The sequence below is a fragment of the Dactylosporangium maewongense genome (assembly GCF_039531485.1).
In the GTDB taxonomy this organism is placed as follows: Bacteria; Actinomycetota; Actinomycetes; order Mycobacteriales; family Micromonosporaceae; genus Dactylosporangium; species Dactylosporangium maewongense.
This window is the reverse complement of sequence record NZ_BAAAQD010000001.1, coordinates 205,649-228,470: the sequence shown is the minus strand read 5'-3', so window position 1 is coordinate 228,470 and position 22,822 is coordinate 205,649. Positions and strand designations below refer to the sequence as shown.

The following is a 22,822-nucleotide window of genomic DNA, read 5'->3' as shown; positions in this document are numbered from 1 at the left end:
AAGGAGCATGCATGAAGCGCCTGGCGCTTTCGACTTTGTTGGTGACGATGATCGGCCTCACCGCCGCCGGCTGCAAGGCCGACGAGGCCGACTCCCCCGCCGCACCGGCGACCACCGCCGGGGCGGCCGCGACCCAGGGCGGGGACCAGTACCCGAAGGGCGACGACGGCGCGAAGGCGCTGCTGCAGGCGCTGCCGAAGGACCCCGCGCTCGTACAGAAGCTGCAGCCGACGGCCGAGGACTACAAGGCGCTGTTCGTGGGCGCCGCCGCGGCCAAGGCCGAGCAGTTCTACAAGAAGAACGTGTGGACCGGCCAGAAGGTCGAGGTCGCCGGCAGCGCGGGCCAGACCGAGCTGAAGGTGGCCAAGGCCAGCAGCGACGACCTGAAGGCGTGGACCGCCGCGGCCGAGGCCGAGTTCCCCGGCGGCTACAAGGACGTCGGGCCGCACCTGCAGCCCGGGGTCACCTGGTACCGGTGGAAGTACACCGAACCGGGCAAGGACTCCGGCATGGCGTTCGACGGTCTGGCCCACGTCAACGGACACTGGGTGTGGACCCCCAAGCCGTGGAAGGCGCTCGAAGGGTAGGCGATGGAAGAGCGGGAAGAGCTGAGCTGGCAGGAGTTCGGCGCGGCCTCGCGGGAGCTGGCGCAGGCGGTCGCCGACGACGGGTTCCGGCCCGGCGTGGTGCTGTCCATCGCCCGCGGCGGGCTGCTGCTGGCCGGCGCCCTCGGGTATGCGCTCGACGTGAAGAGCATCGTGATGATGAACGTCCTGTACTACACGGGCGTCGACGAGCGGCTCGAGGCGCCGGTGGTGCTGCGCCCGACCCCCGACGGCGAGGATCTCGCCGGCGCGCGGGTGCTCATCGCGGACGATGTCGCCGACACCGGCGCCACCCTGCGGGTCGTGCGCGACTTCTGCGTCGCGCACGCCTCGGAGGTGCGCATCGCGGTGCTGTACGAGAAGCCGCAGAGCGTCGTGCCGTGCGAGTACGTGTGGCGGCGCACGGACCGCTGGATCAACTTCCCGTGGTCGGCGGAGCCGCCGGTCACCAGCGCATGACGGCGGGGGCGCGGCCGGTCCGCGCCCCCGCCTGCACCGTCACACCGCGTGCTTTCACGTCGCGTGCCGGGTTTCAGCGGGTCGTCCGCGCCTGGCCGCTCGTGTTGTAGCCGCGGCCGTTGTACGAGCTGCCGTTGTACGCGCGCCACAGGTCGCCGTCGCCGGGCTGTCCGTCCCGGAACTCGCCCTCGCCGAGCCGGCCGACGACGAACCCCGCCGCGGCGGCCGCGAGCAGGAACGTGTCGGGGCGGCCGCGGGCGGCGTCCCGCACGCACTCCAGGACGCCCTCCGGCTCGTGCCCGGCGAGGTAGTCCGCGGCCCGGTGGCCGCACCGCGGCATCCGCGTGACGGCCTTGTTCGCGGGCGGGCCGCCGCGCCCGCCGGCCATCTGGTCGAGCTCGCCGGCGGAGCGGCGCACGCCGTTCCCGCCCCGGTCCGCGGGTTCGAGCTCAGCCATCACAACCTCCAGGGTGTTCGGGGGATTGCCGCCCCATACCCGGCGACATCGGAGGTAATCACCGCGACACGGATGGATCGGTCGAGCCTCTGGATCGATTCAGTCGCGCGGCACCGGTCCCTGGTGCTTCCCAGCGATCGTTCAGCGAAGCCTGCTAGCGTCGGATCATGGTTGGTTGGAGTACCGGGCCGGGCACTGCCCGGCTGGCTAATGGTCCCTCATGCTGATCCTCATCGGCCTCGCACTCATCGTGGTCCTCACCGCCGCCACCGGCTACTTCGTGGCGGCCGAGTTCGCCTACGTGGCCGTGGACCGCGCGAAGCTCAAACGCGCCGCCGACGACGGTGACCTGGCGTCGCGGCGCGCTCTGCGCGTCACCGGGCGACTGTCCTTCATGCTGTCGGGCGCGCAGCTCGGCATCACCGTCACGGCCCTGCTCGTCGGTTTTGTCGCCGAGCCTTACCTGGGCACGGGGCTCGCGCGGCTGCTCGGCACGGCCGGGGTGCCGCAAGCGGCGAGCGCGTCGGCGGCGGTGGTGCTGGCGCTGCTGATGGCGACCGTGGTGCAGATGGTCCTCGGTGAGCTCGGCCCGAAGAACTGGGCGATCGCCCGGCCGGAGGCCCTCGCCCGGGCCCTGGCCCGGTTGACGCTGGTGTACCTGGCGGCGGCCGGCCCGGTGATCCGCATGTTCGACGCGGCGGCGAACCGGTTGCTCCGGCGGGTCGGCATCGAGCCGATCGAGGAGCTGCCCGAGGGCGCCACCCCGGAGGACCTGGAGCGCATCATCGCCGAGTCGCGCACCGGCGGGCTGCTCGACGCCGACACCTCGCAGCTGCTGCAGCGCGGGCTCGCGTTCCGGGCGCGCACCGCCGAGGAGGCGATGATCGCCCGGGTCGACGTGGTCACGGTGGCCGCGACCGACCCGGCGATCCGCCTCGTCGAGCTGTTCGACACCGGGCACACCCGCTTCCCCGTCGTCGGTGAGAGCGTCGACGACCTGATCGGCGTCGTCGGCGGCGCCGACCTCGTGGCGCTGCCCGCCGCGGACCGGCACAAGATGACGATGGCGGAGATCGCGCTGCCGCCGGTCCTGGTGCCGTCGACGGCGGCGCTGCCGGCGGTCCTGGAGCGGCTGCGCACCGAGCACCGGCAGCTGGCCTGCGTCATCGACGAGTACGGCGGCTTCGCCGGCATCATCACCCTGGAGGACGTCGCCGAGGAGCTGGTCGGGTCGATCCGCGACGAGGACGACGCGCCGGAGCCGTCCGCCGTCCGCCAGCCGGACGGCTCGTGGCTCGTCCCGGCCCGCTGGCGGGTCGACGAGGTGGCCCGCACGACCGGCGTGACGCTGCCGGAGAGCGACGACTACGACACCGTCTCGGGCCTCGTGCTGCAGCGTCTCGGCCGCATCCCGCGCCCCGGCGACACCGTGGAGGTCACGCTGCCGCCCGCACTCCCCGACGACGACGCCCCGCCCCGCGAGGTGCGCCTGGAGGTCCTGACCGTGCACCGCCACGTCCCCGACACCGTCCGCGTGTCCGTCCTTCCGAAGAAGGTGACGGCGTGAGCGGGCCGGAGCGCAGCGGAGGAGCCGCGAACCAGCATTGCAGGGTTGGCTCAGGCCGGCGCCGGAGCGCAGCGGAGGTGACGGCGTGAGCGGGCCGGAGCGCAGCGGAGGGCTGCGAACCAGCATGACAGGTTGGAGCTCAGGCCGGCGCCGGAGCGCAGCGGAGGTGACGGCGTGAGCACGGGTTGGGCGCTTCTCGTGTCGGCGGTGCTGCTGGCGGCGAACGGGTTCTTCGTGGCCGCCGAGTTCGCCCTCGTGGCCAGCAAGCGGCACCGCCTCGAGCAGGCCGCCGCCGACGGGAGCCGGGCCGCGGCCGCCGCGCTCGCCGGCAGCCGCGAGCTGTCGCTGATGCTCGCCGGCGCGCAGCTGGGCATCACGCTGTGCTCGCTGGGGCTCGGCGCGCTCGCCGAGCCCGCGATCGCACACCTGCTCGACCCGCTGTTCCACGCGGTGGGGCTGCCGGAGCGCTTCAGCTACCCGATCGCGTTCGTGATCGCGCTCGCCGTCGTGGTGTTCCTGCACATGGTGGTCGGCGAGATGGCGCCGAAGTCGTGGGCGATCAGCAACCCGGAGCGCTCCGCTCGGGGGCTGGCGCTGCCGTTCCGGGCCTTCACCCGGGTCGTGCGGCCGCTGCTGGCGCTGCTCAACGGCCTCGCGAACGCGTGCCTGCGGCTCGTCAAGGTGCAGCCGCAGGACGAGCTGTCCGCGGCGCACGGGCCGGAGGAGCTGATGATGCTGCTGGAGTCGTCCCGGCAGCACGGCACGCTCGCCCAGGACCAGCAGGAGCTGCTCAGCCGGGTGCTGCAGCTGCAGGACACCACCGTCACGCAGGTGATGACCCCGGCGGCGGCGATGGTGACGGTGCCGCTGGACGCCACCGCGACCGACGTCGAGCTCGCCAACCGGTCCACCGGCCGGTCCAGGTTCCCGGTCGTCGGCGCCACGGGCGGCGTCGTCGGTGTCGTGCACGTCCGCGACGCGCTGCGGGCGACGACGGCCGGCACGGCGGCGACCGCCGCCGACCTGATGATCACCGCGTTCACCCTGCCGGCCCGCACCAGCGTGCTCGCCGCGGTCCGGGCGATGCGGGAGTCCCGGGCGCAGCTCGCCGTCGCCACCGAGGACGGCGCGCCGGTCGGCCTCGTCGCCCTGGAGGACCTCCTGGAGGAGGTCATCGGCGAGTTCGACGACGAGACCGACGTCACGGCCGGCGCGCGGTCAGGTCAGGCGCTGCTGGTACGGAGCGCTGCGCAGCGCCGCGACCGGTGACCACTCGGCGAGCACGAGGGTGGCGTCGTCGGCCGGCGCGCCGCCCTGGTGCTCGGCGACGGCGTGCGCGAGCCGGCGCAGGGTCTCCGGCGCGGGCAGGCCGGCGCTCGCGTGCCGCTCGGTGAGGTCGATGAGCCGCCGCACGCCGAACTCCTCCCCGGCGGCGTCGCGGGCCTCCGTGACGCCGTCGGTGTAGAGCAGGAGCCGGTCGCCGCCCTCCAGGTCCTCCTCGGCCACCTCGACGTCGTCGTGCACCCCGAGCGGCATGCGGCGGCCGGCCGCGAGGTCGTGCACGACCCGCCCGGTGCGCAGCAGCAGCGGCCGTGGGTGTCCTGCGTTGATGTACCGCAGCCGCCCGGCCTCCAGGTCGAGCTCCGCCAGCACGGCGGTCACGAACCGGCTGTCCGGGAACTGCTCGGTCAGCGCGGTGTCGGCGGCGCGGGCCTGTTCCCGCAGGTCACCGCCGGCGCGGCGGACCGCGCGCAGCGCCGACATCGCCACCCCGCAGGCGAGGCTGGCGGCGAGCCCGTGCCCGACGGCGTCGAGGATCACGATCCTGGCCCGCGCGCCGTCGATCGCGTAGTCGAAGCCGTCGCCGCCGACGTCGTAGCACGGCTCGAGGATCGCGCTGATCACCATCCGCTCGCAGGCCGACGTGAGCGGCGGCAGCAGCTGCCGGAGCAGCTCCGCGGCCGGCGTCATCGACCGGGACCGGCGCACCTGGGCGAGGAAGTCACCCTTGTGGGAGGTGACGGTGACCAGGTGGCCGATCAGCCCGGCGAGGGTCTCGCAGCGGGCCCGCAGGGATCCGTCGCGCACCTGCGGCTCGGCCTCGCCGACCTCGAACTCGACGACCCCGAGCCGGTCGGTGCCGTTGACCATCGGCACGCACCAGCCGCGGTCGCCCATCGGCTTCGACGTGACCATCGCGAACGCGCGCCCCGCCGCCGTCGTCTCCACCGGCTGCGGCGGAGGCAGCGGGTGCCGTGGACGCGGCACCGGACACAGGACCCGCTGCTCCTCGTCGACCAGGTAGATGGTCGCGTCGATCCCGAGCGGCGCCAGCGCCGCGTCCACCGCCGTCGCCAGCCCGTCCGGCTGGAACAGGTGCGATCCGTCGAGAATCGCGCTGAACGCTTCGAGCCAGCGCGCTTCCACCGTCGCCGCCATGCCTCGCTCACCCCTCGGCAAACCAAACACAGTCGCGTGTGCGACCCATCCGTCACACCGGCCGCTCGTGCCACCTGCGGCCGGTGTACGGATTCCCAACCGCGCCGCGCGGGAAACGGACCCTGCGGCTGTCCCCAGGTTCCCGTTACGCTCGGGGTTGTGGAGTTCTCCCTGGACCGTGACGAGTCCCAGGTGGCGGATGAACACGTCACCGCCGACGTCACCGACCGCGACGGTGCCGTCGTCGTGTCGGTGCGGGGCAAGGTCCTCTACGACACCCTTGCCCCGCTCGCCGACGTCCTGTCCGACCTGACCCAACGTCCGGAGCTGCACCTGGTGCTGGAGCTGTCGGACGTGCCGATGTGCGACTCCAGCGGGCTCAACCTGTTCGTGCGGACGCGGTCGAGGCTCGCCGAGACCGGGGGCTGGCTGCGGCTGACCGGCACCCGCCCCCTGGTCGACAACGTGCTGCACATCACCAACCTCGACCGCATCCTCACCCGCTACGCCACCGTGGAGGAGGCCATCGCCGCCGGCTGACGGCCCGGCACCGCGTCCCGGCCGCCCGGCGTCGAGCAAGGTGGCGGTCAGCGAGCCGGCGAGCGAGGCCCGCGGGCCGGAGCACCGGCGATTCCACCGATGCCGCCGCCCGCCGGCGCGGCAAGGGTGACATCCATGTCACCCAGTGCATCGGCACGACTCGCCGCCACCCTCCTGGCCGCCCTGACGCTCATCGCCGCGCCGGCCGTGCCCGCGCACGCCGCGCGGGAGGCGCCGCCGGTCACCGTCACCGGCCCGCTTCAGCGGCACCGCGCTCGTCGAGTGGCAGAACGTGACCGCCGGCTACGACCTCGACGCGTTGTGGGACCACGACGCCATCACCCGGCAGGGGCACGCGTGGGTCGGCGTGTCCGCGCAGCGGGTCGGCGTCGAGCAGCTGCGCGGCTGGAGCCCGGCCCGGTACGGCACGCTCGACGTCACCGGTGGCGGCCGGTTCACCGCCGACGAGCTGTCCTACGACATCTTCGCGAAGGCCGCGGCGGCCGTCACCCGGTCGCTCCGGCCGCGAACCACGCTCGCGATCGGCGCCTCACAGTCCGCCGCCCGGATGACGGTGTACTACCAGAGCATCCTGCCGAAGGTGACGCCGGTCTTCGACGGCTACGCGTTCGTCGTCGGGTCCGCGCCGACCCGGGTGGGCGCCGAGCCGGTGTTCCAGGTGCTGTCCGAGACCGACGTGCGGACCCCCGACCGGCCCGCCGACACCGACCGGTTCCGCCGCTGGGAGGTCGCCGGCGCCGCGCACTCCGGATGGCGCGGCCAGGAGTACCGGGCGCCGATCTCCGTGCGGGACCTGGGGGCGGCACCCCAATACACCTGCGGCAGCCCGCCCTTCAGCAGGGTGCCGCTCGACCATGTCGTCGCCGCCGCCTACGACCACCTGATCCGCTGGGTGCGGCGGGGCACTCCACCGCCGGTCGCTCCCCCGCTGGTCTTCGGCGCCGACGGCACGAAGACCCGCGACGCGCTCGGGCTCGCCACCGGCGGCATCCGGTTGTCGCAGGTGTCGGTGCCGACCGCGCTGAACACCGGCGACAACACCGGCGAGACGTTCTGCCGGCTGTTCGGCACGCACCAGCCGTTCGACGCCGCGACGCTGCGGCGCCTGTACCCGCACCGCGGCGATCACCTGGCGAAGGTGATCCTGGCGGACGTCGCCAACGTGCGGGCCGGGTACCTGCTGCCGGCCGACGCGTGGCAGAACGTCGTGGGGCGTTCTTAGACAACCTTTAACCGGCTCACAGGCACCTGTCAGCCGGTCCCCCAATAGTTGAACGCATGACGATGACAGTTGCGGCGCCGCGCCCGGCCGCGACCCCCAGATGGTGGGCGGACGCGGGCGGCGTGGCTGCCATGGCGAGCCTGCTCGTCGTGGCCACGCTGTGGGTGGCCAACGGCGGCGTCCAGCAGCTCCTCGCCGGCGGCGGCGACGCGTGGTCCGCGGCGGGCCGGCTCACCGGCCTGGTCTCATCCGACCTGCTGCTGCTCCAGGTGCTGCTGATGGCGCGGGTGCCGCTGGTCGAGCGGGCGTTCGGGCAGGACCGGCTGGCGCGCTGGCACCGCTGGACCGGGTTCACCTCGTTCAACCTGATGGTCGCGCACATCGTGCTCATCACCATCGGCTACGCGGTCGCGTCCGACGCGAACGTGTTCGCCGAGCTGTGGGAGCTGACCGTCGAATACCCGGGGATGCTGCTCGCCGCCGCCGGCACGGTCGCGCTGGTCATGGTCGTGGTCACGTCGATGCGGGCCGCGCGGCGCCGGCTGCGCTACGAGTCGTGGCACCTGCTGCACCTGTACGCCTACCTCGGCGTGGGGCTCGCCCTGCCGCACCAGCTCTGGACCGGCGCGGACTTCCTCGCTTCGCCGCTGTCCACGGCGTACTGGTGGACGCTGTACGCCGTGTCCGCCGGCGCCGTCCTCGTCTACCGGGTCGGCCTGCCGGTGTGGCGCAACGCGCGGCACCGCCTGACCGTCAGCCACGTCGTGCCGGAGGGTCCGGGGCTGACCTCGGTCTACCTGACCGGCCGGCACCTGCACGAGCTGCCGGTCCGGGCCGGCCAGTTCCTCCAGTGGCGGTTCCTGGACGGTCCCGGCTGGACGAGGGCGCACCCGTACTCGCTGTCGGCGACCCCGCACACCGGGGTGCTGCGCATCACGGTGAAGGACCTCGGCGACGGCAGCTCCCGCGTCGCGTCGCTCACGCCGGGCACCCGCGCGCTGGTCGAGGGCCCGTACGGGCGGCTCACCGGCGAGTCGTACACCGGCGGCCCGGTCGTCATGATGGCCTGCGGCATCGGGGTGACGCCGCTGCTCGCGCTGCTCGGCGAGCTGCCCTACCGCGCCGGCGGGGCGACCCTGCTCTACCGGGCGCGCAGCGAGGCGGAGATCGCGTTCCGCGACGAGCTGGACTGGCTGGCGCGGCAGCGTGGCGTCCGGGTCGTCTACCTGCTGGGCCCGCGCGCCGGTGACGCGTCGTGGCTGCCGCGGCACGCCGCGGGGATCGGCGACGCGGAGGCGCTGCGCAGGGTGGCGCCGTCGATCGCGGCGGCCGACGTCTACGTCTGCGGGCCCGACTCGTGGACCGAGGCGGCCCGCGCCGCCGCCCGCGCCACCGGGGTCCCCGCGGCGCGCGTGCACACCGAACAGTTCGCCTGGTAACGGAGAGGATCGCCCCGTGCGACGGATCACCTTGTGGCTGCTGTCGACGCTCGCCGCCGTGGTGCTGCTGTTCAGCTACCGCACCAGCCTCGGCGGCACCGCGACCGCGGCGACCGGCTCAGCGACCGCCTCCGGCGGCGGAGGCGGCACCACGAGCGGCGGCAGCGGCAGCGGCACGGGCAGCGACAGCAGCGGCAGCGGTACGGGCAGCGGCGGCACGGACGGTACGGGTGCTACCGGCAGCGGCAGTACGGGTACCAGCGGGGCGACGGGCGGCACCGCCTACAACGGGTCGGTGGTGTCGACGCGCTGGGGCGACATCCAGGTCACCATCACCGTCGCCAGTGGGAAGATCACCGGTGTGACCGTGCCCGTGTACCCGGACGCCAACGGCAAGGACCGCCAGATCAACGCCCGCGCCCTGCCGATCCTCAACAAGGCGGTCGTCGCCGCGCAGAGCGCCGACATCGACACCGTCTCCGGCGCGACCGTCACCAGCGACGGCTACAAGGAGTCGCTGCAGGCCGCGATCGACGCCGCGCACCTGTCATGACCGCCACCCTGCCCCGCCGCGCGTGGGTCGAGCAGATCATGGGGCTGCCGGTCTCGGTCCACCTGCGCGGCCCCGGCGCCGGCGACCCGCCCGCCGAGGCCGCGGTGGCCAGGGTCTTCGCGGACCTGCGCCGCGACGACGCGGCGTTCAGCCCGTACCTCGACGACAGTGACCTGTCCCGCTGGGAACGGGGCGAGGCGCCGCCGACGCCCGCGCTGGAGGCCGTGATCGCGCTGTGCGACGAGGCGCGGGAGCGCACCGGCGGGTGGTTCGACCCGCGGGGGCTGCCCGACCCGCGCACCGGCCGCCCCCGGTACGACCCGTCGGGGCTGGTCAAGGGGTGGGCCGTGCAGCGGGCGGCGGCGCACCTGCCGGACAGTCTCGGCTGGTGCGTCAACGCCGGCGGCGACGTGCTCGTCCACGCGCCGGACGGGCAGCCGCCGTGGCGGATCGGCGTCGAGGACCCGGACGCGCCCGAGGACCGGGTGGCGCACGTCGTGACCCGGGGCACGGGCGCCGTCGCCACCTCCGGCCGTACCCACCGCGGGGATCACATCGTCGACCCGTACACCGGCAGTGCCGCGACCGGAGTACGGGCAGTCACCGTGACCGGCCCGGACCTGCTGTGGGCCGACGTCTACGCGACCGCCGCCGCGGCCCGCGGACCCTGGGCGATGGACTGGCTGGAGGAGCTCGACGGCTACGAGGCGCTCATGGTGACGGCGTCGGGCCTCGTCCGGGTCACCGAGGGCTGGCCCGCCGGCTGAGGCCGGGGTGAGGCAAGCTGGGCAGCGGAAGGGGGACGGAATGCGGATCCTCGTCGTGGACGACGACGCCGCCGTGCGGGACTCGCTCGCGCGGACCCTGCGGTTCGAGGGCTACCAGGTCGACACCGCCCGGGACGGGCAGGAGGCCCTCGACGCCGCGCACGCCGACGAGCCCGACGTGATGGTCCTCGACGTCAGCATGCCGCGGATGGACGGCCTGCAGGCGTGCCGCCGGCTGCGCGGCGAGGGCGTGCTGGTGCCGGTGCTCATGCTCACCGCCCGCGACAGCGTCGGCGACCGGGTCGCCGGCCTCGACGCGGGCGCCGACGACTACCTGGTGAAGCCGTTCGCGCTGCAGGAGCTGCTGGCCCGGATCCGGGCGCTGCTGCGCCGGTCGCTGCTGTCCGCGCCGCCGGAGCCGCCGTCGGACCTGCTCACCTTCGCCGACCTGCGGCTCGACCCGGCGACCCGGGAGGTGTGGCGGGGCGGCAACCCGCTGCGGCTGACCCGCACCGAGTTCACGATCCTCGAGGTGTTCCTGCGCCACCCGCGGCAGGTCCTGACCCGCGGGACGCTGTTCGAGCACGTGTGGGGCTACGACTTCGGCGAGACGTCCAACAGCATCCACGTGTACCTCGGCTACCTGCGCCGCAAGTTGGAGGCCGACGGCGGCCCGCGCCTGCTGCACACCGTCCGTGGCGTCGGCTTCGTCCTACGGGAGGAGCCCCTGTGAAGCCCGCGGGAGGAGCCCCTGTGAAGCCTGCGGGAGGTGCCCCGGTGCAGCGGGCCCGGGCGGTGCTGGGGCGGTGGTGGCGGCGCAGGACACTGCACGACCGGCTGTCGCTGCTGGTCACGGCGGCGGTCGCGGCGGCGGTGCTGACGGTCGCGGGGATCGCGTTCGCGGCGGTCGCGCAGATCCAGCGCCAGCAGCTGCGTTCGCAGCTGGAGACCGACGCGCGGTCCGTCGTCGCGCAGCCCGAGCTGTGGCGGGACGGCCCGCCGTCGCAGGGGCCGGGCGGGCGGCGGGATCCGCGGTTCCGGCGCGACATCGGGCCGCGCTGGCAGGTGCTCGGCCGCGACGCCACCGTCACCGCGCACTCGACGAACGACCTGCCGGTCACCGACGGCGCGCGGCGGGTCGCGGCCGGTGAGGAGCAGCAGGTCCAGGAGCGGGTGCTCCTCGACGGGCACAGCTACCTGATGCTGACCGTCGCCGCGGGCCGGGGCGGAGGGGCGGTGCAGGTGGCCGCCGACCAGACCCCGGCGAACCGGACGCTGACCATGTTCGGGCTGCTCATGGCCGCCGGCTGCGTGCTGGGCATCGGCGGGGCCGCGGCGCTCGGCCGGACCGTCGCCCGCGCCGGGCTGGTCCCCGTGCAGCAGCTGACGAAGGCCGTCGAGGACGTCGCCGTCACCATGGACCTGAACCGGCCCGTCCCGATCCACGGCGTCGACGAGATCGCCCGCCTCGGCCAGTCGGTGAACACGATGCTCGCCGCGATCGACGCCGCCCGCCAGTCGCAGCGGACCCTGGTCGAGGACGCCAGCCACGAGCTGCGGACCCCGCTGACCAGCATCCGCACCAACATCGAGCTGCTGCTGGCGGTGGAGCGGCAGCCCGAGCTGGCGCACCGGCTGCCGCCGGAGGAGCGGGCGAAGCTGCTACGGGACCTCGACGCCCAGGTCGGCGAGCTGGCGGCGCTCACCACCGAGCTGGTCGAGCTGGCCCGCGAGGAGACGACCCGGGAGCCGGCCGAGGACGTCGAGCTGACCGACGTCGTGGCGGCCGCGATCGACCGGGTGCGCATCCGCGTCCCGGCGGTGACCTTCACGTTCGACGCGGACGCCGCCCCCGTCCACGGCCGGCCCAACGAGCTGGAGCGCATGGTCGTCAACGTCCTCGACAACGCCGCCAAGTGGAGCCCGCCCGGCGCCACCGTGCACACCGGGCTCACCGCCGAGCAGGGCTGGTGCGTGCTGCGGATCGCCGACACCGGCCCCGGCATCGACGCCGAGGACCTGCCGCACGTCTTCGACCGCTTCTACCGCTCGCCGGCCGCCCGTGGCATGCCGGGCTCGGGCCTCGGCCTCGCCATCGTGGCGCAGACCGCCGCCCAGCACGGCGGCACGGTCACCGCCGCCCCAAACGACCCGCGCGGGACCGTCGTCACGATCCGGCTGCCGCGCCTGTAGCGGCCCCGCGGTCCTTCCACAGCACCACGCCCGCGCTGGCCGCGACGACGAACCCGATCGCGGCGATCTGCGCCGGGTGCAGGTCCTGGCCGAGGAGCACCCACCCCATCAGCGCCGCGATCGCCGGGCCGAGGCTCATCAGCACAGCGAACGTCGACGTCGGCAGGCGGCGCAGCGCGGTCAGCTCGAACGTGTACGGCAGTACCGACGACAACACCGCCACCGCGGCGCCCAGGGCGAGCACGCGGGGGCCGGTCAACGCCGCGCCGGCGCCGAGGATCCCGGCGGGCAGGGCCAGCAGCGCGGCGACGAGCATCGCGAGGGTCAGGCCGTCGCGCTTCGGGAAGGTGGCGCCGGCCCGCGCCGACAGCATGATGTAGCAGGCCCAGGCGGCGCCGGCGAGGAACGCGCAGCCCACCCCGAGCGGGTCGAGCTGGTCGAACCCACCGCCGCCGAGCAGCGCCACCCCGGCGAGCGCGAGCAGCGCCCACAGCCACGCCACCCGCCGCCGCGCGGTGACCACCGACAGCGTCAGCGGCCCCAGCACCTCCAGGGTGACGACCGGGCCGATCGGCATGCGCGCGATGGCGACGTAGAACGCGAGGTTCATGCCGGCGAGGACGGCGCCGAAGAGGCCGACGAGGATCCATTGCCGGGTGGTGTACCCCCTGAGCCTCGGCCGTCCGATCGCGACGAGGACCGCGCTGCCGATGAGCAGCCGCAGCGACACGACCCCGGCCGCCCCGGCGAGCGGGAAGAGGGTGGTGGCGACGGCCGCCCCACTGTGGACGGACGTCTGCGACGCGAGGACCCGCCACACCCCGCCGCCCTTGGACTCGACGGCGACGGTGGTCGGGGCGGGCGCGGTCAGGACGTCGGTCACACGGCAACGCTATGCAGTGGCGCGGATCATGGGAAATGCCGTTTCGCCGGTGGTTATGCTTGACGCGCATGACCAGTCCGCAGCGCCGCGGAGGGGCCGGCCATGCGTGGGGCCTTTGAAGGCGGCGGGAATGGCGACCATCGAGCTGCGGCACCTCCGGGGGTTCCTGGCCATCGCGGAGGAGGGCAACCTCACCCGCGCGGCCGCCCGCCTGCACCTGACCCAGCCGGCGCTGACCCGCACCCTGCAGCAGCTGGAGGCGCACCTCGGGGCCCGGCTCGTCGACCGCTCCACGCACCACCTGGCGCTGACCCCGGCCGGCCGCGAGTTCCGCCGCAACGCGGCCGCCGCGATCGCCGCCGTCGAGCACGCCCTCGACCCCGACCGGTCCCGGGGGCTGCCGGTCCGCCTCGGCCACGCATGGTCGGCGCTCGGGGCGTACACCACCGGCCTCCAGCGACGGTGGAAGCGGGCGCACCCGGACACCGTGCTGGAGCTGCTGCGCCTCGACGAGCGCAGCGCCGGCCTCGCGTCCGGCACGGTCGACGTCGCCGTGCTGCGCGGCGCGCCCGACGTCCCGGGTGTGGTGACGGCCCACCTGATGCGCGAGCCCCGGCTCGCCGCCGTCGCCGACGACAGCCCCCTGGCGGGCCGCGCCTCGCTGACGCTCGCCGACCTCGCCGCGGAGCCCCTGGCGCTGAACACGGTGACCGGCAGCACGACCCTCGCCCTGTGGCCGCCGGACGCCGCGCCGTCACAGGTCGTGCCCGTGAAGAACACCGACGACTGGCTGTCGGTCATCATCGCCGGCGACGCGGTCGGCGTGACACCCGCGGGCACCGCCGCGATGCACCCGAACCCGGCGGTGCGCTACGTCCCGCTCACCGACGCACCCCCGGTCGACGTGATCCTCGCGTGGCGGGAGCCCTTCACCCACCCGGCCGTGCCCGACCTGCTCCGCCTCGCCCACGACGTCGTCAGGCGCTGACCGCCCCCCGGATCGTGCCCGTTCCCCAGGATGCGACCATCGTCGGCGCGCTGTCAGGCGCGCGACCGATGGGAAACGACCTATGACGCTGCGGCGCAGCCACGGGGGGCGGACGGCGAAGGCCGTGCTGCTGCTGCACGGGTACACGCACGGGCCGCGGCAGGTCGAGCGGCTCGCCGGGCTGTTCTACGAACGCGGGTGCAACGTCTACGCGCCGGCGGCGCCCGGGCACGGCACGCCGGACGCCACGCACAGGGGTTTCACGTCGCGGGAGCTGCTGCGGTACGCCGGCGACGCGCTCGACGTCACCGCCACGCTGGGCGACGAGGTGGGGGTCGTCGGGGTGTCGGCCGGCGCGGCCCTCGCCACGTGGCTCGGCGCGAGCCGCGGCGACACGGTCGCCCGGCTGCTGCTGATCACGCCGCTGTTCGCGCCCCGGCGGCGGGTGCCGTGGCCGCTGACCACCCTGTACGGCCTGCGCCTCCTGCCGGACCACGTCGACGCGCGGGGCTACTCGTTCACGGCGGTCGCCCAGTACCTGCGGGTCGCGGCGAGCCTGCCGAAGCGGCCGGCGGTGGGCGCGCTGCGGCGGGTCGCGGTCGTGACGTCGCCGGGCGACACGGTCATCGACGCGGCGCGCGCCGTGGCCGTGCCGCGACGGCTGGCCGAGGCGGCCGGCGCGGCCTTCACCCACCACATGCTGCCGGAGGGTGAGGGCCACGCCCACAACGTCATCGGCGCGCACGCCGAGGCGCTCGACGAGCTCTACGCCGACCTGTACGACGCCTGACCCGTCACCCCGCGTGCCGCCCCGGCGCCCCGGTCGCGACGTGCCGGCCCGGGTGATGCGCCGGAGCATCCGGACTCTGAGCGGACTCGCCGGAAGACGAAGCCGTGGCAGGGCGGGCGGGCCACCAGAAGCGCTCGCCGAGCAGCAGGGCGATCGCCGGCACGACCACGGTCCGCACCACCAGGGTGTCCAGGACGACGCCGATGCCGACGATCACCCCGATCTGCGTCAGCACGATCACCGGCAGCACCCCGAGCACGGTGAACACGGCCGCGAGCAGGATGCCGGCGGAGGTGATGACGCCACCGGTCGCGCCCAGCGCCCGGATCACGCCCGCGCGGGTGTCGCCCAGCGCCGCCGCCTCCTGCCGGGCCCTGGTGACGAGGAAGATGTTGTAGTCGACGCCGAGCGCCACGAGGAACAGGAAGCTCAGCAGCGGCACGCCCGCGTCGAGGGCCGGGATGTCCAGGACGTGCCGCAGCACGAGGCCGGCGGCGCCGACGCTCGCGGCGAAGCTGACGATGACGGTGAGCAGGAGCAGCACCGGCGCCACGACCGAGCGCAGCAGCAGCACGAGGACGAGCAGCACCACCAGCAGCACCAGGGGGACCACGACGGTGTTGTCGCGGCTGTACGCGTCACGCTTGTCCAGGTCCGCGGCGGGCGCCCCGCCGACGAGCGTCTCGCCGGCCGAGAGCGCGCCGAGGGCCGACCGCAGCGCCCGGACCGTGTCGTCGGCGGCCGGCGTGCCCGATCCGGCCTTCAGGTCGACGCGCAGCTTGGTCAGCGTGCCGTCGTCGGAGCGTTCGGGCCGGCCGACCGCGGCGACGCCGTCCGTGCCCTCGACGGCGGCCACGACCCGGTCGGTGGCGGCCGCGGGGACGATCACGGTCACCGGCTGCGCCGAACCGGCGGGGAAGTGCCTGGCGAGGGCCTCCTGCGCGGTGACCGACTCGACCTGCGTGCGGAACTGCTCGGTCTGCGACAGCCCGATCGACGTGCTCAGCAGGCCGCCGGCGAGCACCGCGAGCAGGACGGTGGCGCCGGCGAGGACCCTGGCGGGGTGCCGGCCGACGGCGTGCGCGACGCGGGACCACAGGCCGCGGGTCGTCGGGTCGTCGCTGCCGACCCGCGGCACGAACGGCCAGAAGATCCCGCGCGGCAGGCACACCAGCGCGGCGGGCAGCACCACGAGCCCGAACAGCAGCGCCACGGCGACCCCGATCGCGGCGGCGACGCCGAGCGTCCGGTTCGCGGTCAGGACCGCCGCGAGCAGCGTCAGCAGCGCGAGGACGACGGTGCCGGCGCTGGCGACGACGGCCGGCGCGGCGTTGCGCAGCGCGACCCGCATCGCCTCCCGGCGGTCGTCGGCGCGGCGCAGCTCCTCCCGGTACCGGGAGATCAGCAGCAACGCGTAGTCGGTGCCGGCGCCGAAGACGAGCACGGACACGATGCCGCTGACCGACGCGTCGGTGCGCTCGCCGACGAGCACGGCGACCCACGGCAGCAGCTTCGCCACGACCTGGTCGCCGACGCCGATGACGACGAGCGGGACGATCCAGAGCAGCGGGCTGCGGTACGTGATGAGCAGCAGCAGCGCGACCACGCTGGCCGTGGCGATGAGCAGCGTGACGTCGGCGCCCTCGAACGCGGCGGAGATGTCGCGCCCGAACGCGGGCCCGCCGGTCACCTGCGCGTTCAGCCCGGCCGGCAGGCCGGCGTGCACGGTCTCGCGCAGCTTGTCGACGGCGGCGTACAGCTCGTCGCCCTCGCCGGTGAGCGTCACGGGCAGCAGCGCGGCCCGCCCGTCCTCGGCGACGACGGCCGGCGCCTGCCCCCCGGCGGTGGTCCTGGTCCGCTCGATCGCCGCGCGGTCGGCGTCGGTGAGGGGTGCGTCGCGCCGCTCGTACACAACGACGGCCACCTCGGCGCGGCCGCTGGCGAACCGGTCGGCCAGCTCGATGACCTTCGTCGACTGCTTGCCCGCCGGCAGCCCGTCGGCGGGCTCCTTCTCCGGCTGGGCGGGCGAGGTGAGGAACACCAGCGCCGTCAGCCCCACCGTGACCAGCAGGATCAGGACCGCGCCGAACCGGCTCGTGACGGCCGCCGTCACTCGTGTGCCCACGCTCTGTACCTTCCGGAGACAAATATTTCGACGATCGAACTTCCGTTGCCCCCTTGATACCCGCCCGACCAAAATCGACGCAAGAATCGACGCAGAAACTCGTCATGGATCACACCCCTCCTTTCCCGGCGCGGTGGCGTGTCGGAGGGTGTGGAGGTGGACGTGGACGCAGAGGAGTCGTTCCTGGCGTACGTGCGGGAGCGGGTCGCCGCGCTGTCGCGGATCGCGTTCCTGCTCACCGGGGACCGGCACCTGGCCGAGGACCTGGTGCAGGAGACGCTGCTGCGGGTGGCCGGCCGGTGGGGGCGGATCGCGGCCGGCGGGGACCCCGACCCGTACGTCCGCCGCACCCTCTACCACCAGCACGTGTCCGCGTGGCGGCGGCACCGCGGGCGGACCGTCCACGTCGCGCACCCGCCGGACCGCCCCGGCCCCGACGAGTCCGACGCGGTCACCGGCAGCGTGGCCGTCCGCGCCGCGCTCGCCAGGCTGGCGCCGCGGCAGCGCGCGGTGATCGTGCTCCGCTACTTCGAGGACCTCACCGAGGCGCAGACCGCCGACATCCTCGGCTGCCGCGTCGGCACGGTGAAGAGCCAGACCCGCGACGCGCTCGCCCGGCTGCGGGCGGTCGCCCCGGAGCTGCTCGGCGACCCTTCCGAACTGGAGGTGCGAGGATGACGCAGGAGCTCACCCGCCGCCTGGCCGCGGCCGCCGACGACATGCCCGCCGCCCGCGTCCCGTCCGACCTGTTCCGCCGCGGCCGCCGCCGGCACCGGTTACAAATGTCGACATTTGCCATTTTCGCTATTGTACTGGCATTTGCCGCTTCTATTGCACTTAGCGGGGTTGACGGCGCTGTGGTCCCGGCGAGCGGGACGAGCACCGTGCCGGGGCGGTTGCACGAGCCCTGGCCCTGGCAGGCCAGCGTGGCCGGCTCGCCCCGTGGCCCGGCCGCGCTGCTGGTCAGCGGCGGCGGGGGCTACCAGGCGATGGACCTGCCCTTCACGTACGGCAGCCGCATCAGCGCGATCGGCCGCGACGGCTCCTACCGCGTCCTGCCCTTCGGCACCACCTACCTGCAGGCCGGCCAGGACGTGCTGCTGTCCCCGGACGGCCGCTACGCCGCGGGCAACGGCACCTACGAGCGCCTCCTCGGCACCGGCGACACCGACGTGTCCATCGTGGACCTGACCACCGGCGAGGAGCGGCGCCACCAGGGCTCCGGCCCCGCCGTCCCGGTCGCGTGGAGCCACGACGGCCGCCGCCTGCTGGTGCACCGGTTCGGCGCGTCCTCCTGGTCCGACACGCCCTTCGACGGCGCCGACACCACCGGGTCCGACAACGGCGCGCTGTGGCTGCTCGACGTCGGCTCCGGCGCCGCGACGCACCTGCTGGACCTGGGCCGCACCCGCCGCGGCGCCGCCGCCTTCTCCCCCGACGGCCGCACCGTCGCCGTCCAGCTCGGCCGCGAGCTCGCGCTGCTCGACTCGGCCACCGGCACCCGCCGCCCGCTCGCCACCCTGCCGGCCGGCGCCCACCTCGGCGGCCCGTGGTCGTACACCGCGGACGGCACCGGCCTCGGCGTCCTCACCATCGCCGACGGCTGCACCACCGGCTGCTCCAACGCCGCCCGCAACGCCAGGTCCTGGCGCCTCACCGTCCTGTCCACCACGACCGGCACCGAGCTCCCCACGACGTTCCCCACCTTCGGCGGCGCCACGGCCCGCCTCGCCGGCTGGCAACGCGACGGCACCGCGGTCCTGGTCCGCTACACCGACGAGACGAACGGCGGGGAACCCTCCGACGACCCACCGGCCGCCTACCGCGCCGTCTCCGACGCCGACCTCCTGGCCCTCACCCCCGGCGGCACCACGAAGTCCCTGCTCACCAAGCCCAAGGGCGTCATCTGGGACGTGGACGTCGCCACCGACCTGGTGACGGCCGGCGCCTTCGGCGGCCCCTCCCCCGCCCCGTCGGTGTTCCCGCTGGCCCGCTGGGCGGCGACCACGGTCTTCGTCGCCCTGTGGGCCCTGGCCATGCTCACCTGGCTCACCATCACCCTGCGCCGCCGCACCCGCCGCCGCCCACCCCTGCGCCCCGCCGCGCATCCAGGAGCCAGGTGATGCCGGCGGGCGGGTTCGTTGTGCGGCTGGAAGAACGAAGTCGCGCTCCCAGGTCGGATGTCGCACCCCGGGAACCGCCGCGATCGCTTTCAGCAGGTGGGTGGGGCGGTGCTGGCCGCGGCGGCGGCGACCGGGGTGGTGGCGGCGGCCGACGGGGACTCGGACGGCGACGGGGAGGGCGACGGGGACGGGGAGGGCGGGGCCGGGCTGTACATGAGGGTGGGCGTCTGCTGGAACGCCGACGAGCCCAGGGCGATCCCCGGCAGCGTGACCTGGTGGCCGGAGGCGTCCGTGACGCGCAGGGTGACCGGGCCGGTCAGGCCCGACGGGCCGGTCCACGTGTTGTCGGTGTTGTGCTTCAGCGGCGTCCAGCCGGCGGCCGTCTGGAGCTCCACAGTGGACAGCCGGTTGCCGTGGTTGTCCAGGACGACCGAGAGGGACGAGTAGCCGGTGCCGCCCTTGGCGCGGACCTTCAGGGGGCCGGCGAGGTCGGGGTCGCGGACGGTGCCGTAGGTGATCTGGATGATGCCGGCGCTGACGGAGCCGATGCGGGAGAAGGCGCCCTTGCTCAGGTCGATCTTGCCGGCGGGGCAGGACGGGCACTGGTCGACGACCTGCACGTTGGTGGTCTGGCCGTTGGGGCCGGTCACGGCGAGGTAGGAGCCGCACGCCGCGCCGCCGGCCCATTCGGCGGGGCCGATCGCGGCGTAGGCGTCGGTGGAGGGGGCGCCGAGGTTGCACATGCCGTTGCGGTTGGTGCTGTAGTAGGAGGCGCTGCCGGAGCGCACGTTCTCGATCACCGGCGCCAGCGCGGGAAAAGCCGGAGCCGCCGGCGCGGCGGGGACCGAGGCGCAGGCCGCCTCGCCGGTGTCCTGCAGGACGAGCACGAGCGACACGACGACGGCGAGCACGCCGCCCGCGGCAGGGATGATCCAACGCAGGTGACGGCGCTCCATGGGTCCGGGAGTCTAGAAGGCAGACCGCGAAACCCGAAATCGACGACAACAAGCACAATGAGTGCACACAGTCGTTGACAGCAAGGCATCGACGGGCGTCTCATGTGTGGATGCGCAGCGTAGCGTCGTTGGTACTTGTCGCGGGCATCCTCGCCGTCCCGGCGCCCGCCGCCGCGGACCCGCCGGTCTGCGGCCCGCCGGTCGTGAGCACCACGCAGCCCGGCTACACGGTCGCGGATCCGGACTGCGACGTGAACGGCACGCCGTTCGTGCCGGTCAACGGGTCGAGCGTGTGGACCGGGATCACCGACGGTGCGGCGTACCGCATCGAGAAGCCCGCCGACTGGAACGGCGAGCTGGTGCTGTACGCGCACGGGTACCGCGGACTCGGCACGACCGTGTTCGTCGACAGCCCGTCGCTGCGCGCACACTACCTGTCGCGCGGCTTCGCCTGGGCCGCGTCCAGCTACGCGACCAACGGCTACGACGTCGGGCAGGGCGTGCGCGACTCGTACACCCTGATCGACCGCTTCAAGGAGCGCACCGGGCTGCGCGCCAGGTCCGTCTACATGACCGGCGCGTCGATGGGCGGCCACGTCACGGCGGTGGCCATCGAGGAGCACCCGCAGGCGTTCGTCGGCGCGATGCCCGTCTGCGGCGTCCTCGGCGACGCGGAGCTGTTCGACTACTTCCTCGACGCGAACGTGACCGCGGCGGCACTGACCGGCACCGCCATCACGTTCCCGAAGGCGCCCGTCGATCCGTCGTTCCAGGAGGTGTACCGCCAGCAGGTCGCCCGGCAGGTGCCGCTGCTCGGCCAGGGGGCGGGGCTGACCGCGCTGGGCCGCACGTGGGGCGACTTCGTCGAGCAGCGCAGCGGCGGCACGCGGCCGGGCTTCGACAACGCGATCGCCTACTGGAGCGCGCTGCCCGGGATCCCGCCGCTGACCACGGTGCCGTTCCTGTTCGGGGTCTACCCGGGGCTGTCCGGCGGCACCGCCGGCATCGCCGAGGGCAACCTCACGTCGAACCGGTTCACGCTGTACCAGAGCGACGACAGCCCGTGGCTCAGCCGTGACGAGCTGCGGGTCAACCGCGACGTCCTGCGGGTCGACCGCACCGACCGGCCGTCGCGGGACCTGTCGGGGGTGCCGCGCGTCGACGGGCGGCCGCGGGTGCCGGTGCTGTCGATGCACACGATCGGCGACCTGTTCGTGCCGCTGTCGATGGAGCAGGAGTACGCGCGCCGCGCCGCCCTGCAGGGCCGCGGGAAGCTGTTCGTGTCCCGCGCGGTACGGGCGCTCGGGCACTGCGAGTTCACCGTGCTGGAGCTCGCGCAGGGCTTCGACGACCTGGTCTCGTGGGTCAGGACCGGGCACCGGCCGGCCGGCGACGCGATCCTGGACCGCCGGGCCGTGGCCGCGGACGACTTCGGCTGCCGGTTCACGCTGACGCAGCGCCCGACCTTCGGGGCCGCCTGCCCCGCCTGAAATGCCACCTGCCCCGCCCGAAAATGCCACCTGCCCGCCTGAAAATGCCACCCGCCCGCCTGAAAATGAGCGGCGAGGTCGCCACGGTCCCCGGTACGGTGGCCGCAGCAACTTCCGGTGCGCCGGTGACGGTTACTTCTCCAAAAAGCGCGCCGTCACCACCGAAGATCTCGGGAGCTGCCCATGCTCGGCGACATCGCCGGCTTCTCCGGCGCGGTCCGCGTCGACCGTGCCGGCGTGACGGAGTTCGCCGCGGCGTATGGCCTCGCCGACCGCGCGGCGGACGTGCCCAACACGGTCGGGACCAGGTTCGGCATCGCGTCGGCCACCAAGGGGCTGACGGCCCTCGCCGTGATGAGCCTCGTCGAGGACAAGACGCTTGCGCTGGACACGCCGGCGCGGGAGCTGCTCGGCGCCGATCTGCCGCTCATCGGCGCGGACGTCACCGTCGAGCACCTGCTGGCGCACCGGTCCGGGATCGGCGACTACTTCGACGAGGACACCGCCGGCGACATCACCGACTTCGTGCTGCCGGTGCCGGTGCACGAGCTGGCGGACACCGAGGACTACCTGAAGGTCCTCGGCGGCCATCCGGCGAAGTTCCCGGCCGGCGAGCGGTTCGCGTACTGCAACAGCGGCTACGTCGTGCTCGCCCTCATCGCCTCCCGCGCCGCCGGGCTGCCGTTTCACGACCTCGTCACGCGGCGGGTGTGCGAGCCGGCGGGGATGACCGGAACCGGGTTCCCGCGCTCCGACGAGCTGCCCGCCGGCGCGGCGCGGGGCTACCTGCACGCGTCGGGCTCCGACCGGACCAACGTGTTCCACCTGCCGGTCCGCGGCAGCGGCGACGGCGGCGCGTACTCGACGGTCGCGGACTTCGGCGCGTTCTGGACGGCGCTCTTCGCGGGGCGGATCGTGCCTGGGGCGCGGGTGCTGGAGATGCTCCGGCCGCGCAGCGACGCGACGGAGGGGCCCCGGCGCTACGGGCTCGGCTTCTGGCTGCACGGGACCGGCAAGGCGGTCACCCTCGAAGGCTATGACGCGGGTGTGTCGTTCCGCAGCGTCCACGACCCGGACACCGCACTGACGTGGACCGTCGTGTCGAACACGTCCGACGGCGCGTGGCCCGTCGCCCGGCGCCTGGCCGAGCTGCTGGCCGGAGGCTGAGCTGCTGGCCGGAGGCTGAGTCCAAGATCCGACGGGTC

At 74.3% G+C, this 22,822-nt stretch carries 21 protein-coding genes and 1 pseudogene; 17 read left to right on the top strand and 5 right to left on the bottom strand.

Annotation, left to right across the window (positions count from 1 at the left end; all coding sequences use genetic code 11):
- Window positions 1-11: 11 nt before the first annotated feature.
- A complete protein-coding gene (locus ABD332_RS01055) occupies window positions 12-587 on the top strand; it encodes a hypothetical protein (RefSeq protein ID WP_344498475.1) in 576 nt (191 codons plus the stop codon).
- A gap of 3 nt (window positions 588-590) precedes the next feature.
- A complete protein-coding gene (locus tag ABD332_RS01050) occupies window positions 591-1,064 on the top strand; it encodes a phosphoribosyltransferase (protein ID WP_344498473.1) in 474 nt (157 codons plus the stop codon).
- 73 nt (window positions 1,065-1,137) lie between these two features.
- On the opposite strand, the gene ABD332_RS01045 is transcribed toward ABD332_RS01050, so the two are convergent.
- Complete coding sequence (locus ABD332_RS01045; RefSeq protein WP_344498471.1) at window positions 1,138-1,521, bottom strand: hypothetical protein; 384 nt, start codon at window positions 1,519-1,521, stop codon at window positions 1,138-1,140.
- A 220-nt stretch (window positions 1,522-1,741) separates the two neighbouring features.
- Here ABD332_RS01045 and ABD332_RS01040 point away from each other — a divergent pair, with 220 nt between their 5' ends.
- Together ABD332_RS01040 and ABD332_RS01035 are read left to right on the top strand one after the other, a co-directional pair.
- Window positions 1,742-3,088 (top strand): hemolysin family protein, encoded by a 1,347-nt coding sequence (locus ABD332_RS01040; RefSeq protein ID WP_344498469.1) that lies wholly within the window; start codon window positions 1,742-1,744, stop codon window positions 3,086-3,088.
- 174 nt (window positions 3,089-3,262) lie between these two features.
- On the top strand, window positions 3,263-4,357 hold the full coding sequence (locus ABD332_RS01035) for a hemolysin family protein (RefSeq protein ID WP_344498467.1): 1,095 nt from the start codon (window positions 3,263-3,265) through the stop codon (window positions 4,355-4,357).
- Here ABD332_RS01035 and ABD332_RS01030 read toward each other — a convergent pair.
- A complete protein-coding gene (locus ABD332_RS01030) occupies window positions 4,307-5,527 on the bottom strand; it encodes a PP2C family protein-serine/threonine phosphatase (protein WP_344498466.1) in 1,221 nt (406 codons plus the stop codon). The two genes, ABD332_RS01035 and ABD332_RS01030, sit on opposite strands and share 51 nt — an antisense overlap.
- A gap of 159 nt (window positions 5,528-5,686) precedes the next feature.
- On the opposite strand from ABD332_RS01030, the gene ABD332_RS01025 reads away from it, so the two are divergent.
- The 7 genes and pseudogenes from ABD332_RS01025 to ABD332_RS00995 all read left to right on the top strand — a co-directional run bounded on the left by ABD332_RS01025 (window position 5,687) and on the right by ABD332_RS00995 (window position 12,262).
- Window positions 5,687-6,067, top strand: a complete 381-nt coding sequence (locus tag ABD332_RS01025) for an STAS domain-containing protein (protein WP_344498465.1) — start codon at window positions 5,687-5,689, stop codon at window positions 6,065-6,067.
- 247 nt (window positions 6,068-6,314) lie between these two features.
- Window positions 6,315-7,310 (top strand): annotated as a pseudogene (locus tag ABD332_RS01020) (alpha/beta hydrolase domain-containing protein); the annotation flags it as partial.
- A gap of 56 nt (window positions 7,311-7,366) precedes the next feature.
- Window positions 7,367-8,749: a ferredoxin reductase family protein gene (locus tag ABD332_RS01015; RefSeq protein ID WP_344498463.1), complete on the top strand. Its 1,383-nt coding sequence runs from the start codon at window positions 7,367-7,369 to the stop codon at window positions 8,747-8,749.
- 16 nt (window positions 8,750-8,765) lie between these two features.
- Window positions 8,766-9,302, top strand: coding sequence for an FMN-binding protein (locus tag ABD332_RS01010; protein WP_344498461.1), 537 nt, complete (start codon window positions 8,766-8,768; stop codon window positions 9,300-9,302).
- Window positions 9,299-10,069: an FAD:protein FMN transferase gene (locus ABD332_RS01005; RefSeq protein WP_344498459.1), complete on the top strand. Its 771-nt coding sequence runs from the start codon at window positions 9,299-9,301 to the stop codon at window positions 10,067-10,069. The genes ABD332_RS01010 and ABD332_RS01005 overlap by 4 nt, the downstream gene beginning before the upstream one ends.
- 40 nt (window positions 10,070-10,109) lie before the next feature.
- Window positions 10,110-10,802: a response regulator transcription factor gene (locus ABD332_RS01000; RefSeq protein ID WP_344498457.1), complete on the top strand. Its 693-nt coding sequence runs from the start codon at window positions 10,110-10,112 to the stop codon at window positions 10,800-10,802.
- 20 nt (window positions 10,803-10,822) lie between these two features.
- Window positions 10,823-12,262 carry an ATP-binding protein gene (locus tag ABD332_RS00995; protein ID WP_344498455.1) on the top strand — a complete coding sequence of 480 codons (1,440 nt, stop codon included), beginning with the start codon at window positions 10,823-10,825 and terminating at the stop codon, window positions 12,260-12,262.
- Here ABD332_RS00995 and ABD332_RS00990 read toward each other — a convergent pair.
- Window positions 12,237-13,145, bottom strand: coding sequence for an EamA family transporter (locus ABD332_RS00990; protein WP_344498454.1), 909 nt, complete (start codon window positions 13,143-13,145; stop codon window positions 12,237-12,239). The two genes, ABD332_RS00995 and ABD332_RS00990, sit on opposite strands and share 26 nt — an antisense overlap.
- 130 nt (window positions 13,146-13,275) lie before the next feature.
- Here ABD332_RS00990 and ABD332_RS00985 point away from each other — a divergent pair, with 130 nt between their 5' ends.
- A complete protein-coding gene (locus ABD332_RS00985) occupies window positions 13,276-14,133 on the top strand; it encodes a LysR family transcriptional regulator (protein ID WP_344498453.1) in 858 nt (285 codons plus the stop codon).
- Between the two features lie 82 nt (window positions 14,134-14,215).
- The gene (locus ABD332_RS00980; RefSeq protein WP_344498452.1) at window positions 14,216-14,923 is read left to right on the top strand and encodes an alpha/beta hydrolase; all 708 of its coding nucleotides are present in this window, start codon (window positions 14,216-14,218) and stop codon (window positions 14,921-14,923) included.
- Window positions 14,924-14,927: 4 nt separating this feature from the next.
- Here the strand turns inward: ABD332_RS00980 and ABD332_RS00975 are convergent, their stop codons facing one another.
- Window positions 14,928-17,048: an MMPL family transporter gene (locus ABD332_RS00975; protein ID WP_344498451.1), complete on the bottom strand. Its 2,121-nt coding sequence runs from the start codon at window positions 17,046-17,048 to the stop codon at window positions 14,928-14,930.
- A gap of 156 nt (window positions 17,049-17,204) precedes the next feature.
- Here ABD332_RS00975 and ABD332_RS00970 point away from each other — a divergent pair, with 156 nt between their 5' ends.
- Both ABD332_RS00970 and ABD332_RS00965 read left to right on the top strand, forming a co-directional pair.
- Window positions 17,205-17,726, top strand: a complete 522-nt coding sequence (locus ABD332_RS00970) for a SigE family RNA polymerase sigma factor (protein WP_344498449.1) — start codon at window positions 17,205-17,207, stop codon at window positions 17,724-17,726.
- A complete protein-coding gene (locus tag ABD332_RS00965) occupies window positions 17,723-19,171 on the top strand; it encodes a hypothetical protein (RefSeq protein WP_344498447.1) in 1,449 nt (482 codons plus the stop codon). Before ABD332_RS00970 ends, ABD332_RS00965 begins: the two co-directional genes overlap by 4 nt.
- A gap of 89 nt (window positions 19,172-19,260) precedes the next feature.
- Here ABD332_RS00965 and ABD332_RS00960 read toward each other — a convergent pair whose 3' ends face one another.
- Window positions 19,261-20,127: an expansin EXLX1 family cellulose-binding protein gene (locus ABD332_RS00960; RefSeq protein ID WP_344498445.1), complete on the bottom strand. Its 867-nt coding sequence runs from the start codon at window positions 20,125-20,127 to the stop codon at window positions 19,261-19,263.
- A 110-nt stretch (window positions 20,128-20,237) separates the two neighbouring features.
- Here ABD332_RS00960 and ABD332_RS00955 point away from each other — a divergent pair, with 110 nt between their 5' ends.
- Window positions 20,238-21,617: an alpha/beta hydrolase family protein gene (locus tag ABD332_RS00955; RefSeq protein WP_344498443.1), complete on the top strand. Its 1,380-nt coding sequence runs from the start codon at window positions 20,238-20,240 to the stop codon at window positions 21,615-21,617.
- 183 nt (window positions 21,618-21,800) lie between these two features.
- Window positions 21,801-22,784, top strand: coding sequence for a serine hydrolase domain-containing protein (locus ABD332_RS00950; protein WP_344498441.1), 984 nt, complete (start codon window positions 21,801-21,803; stop codon window positions 22,782-22,784).
- The last annotated feature ends 38 nt before the right edge of the window (window positions 22,785-22,822 follow it).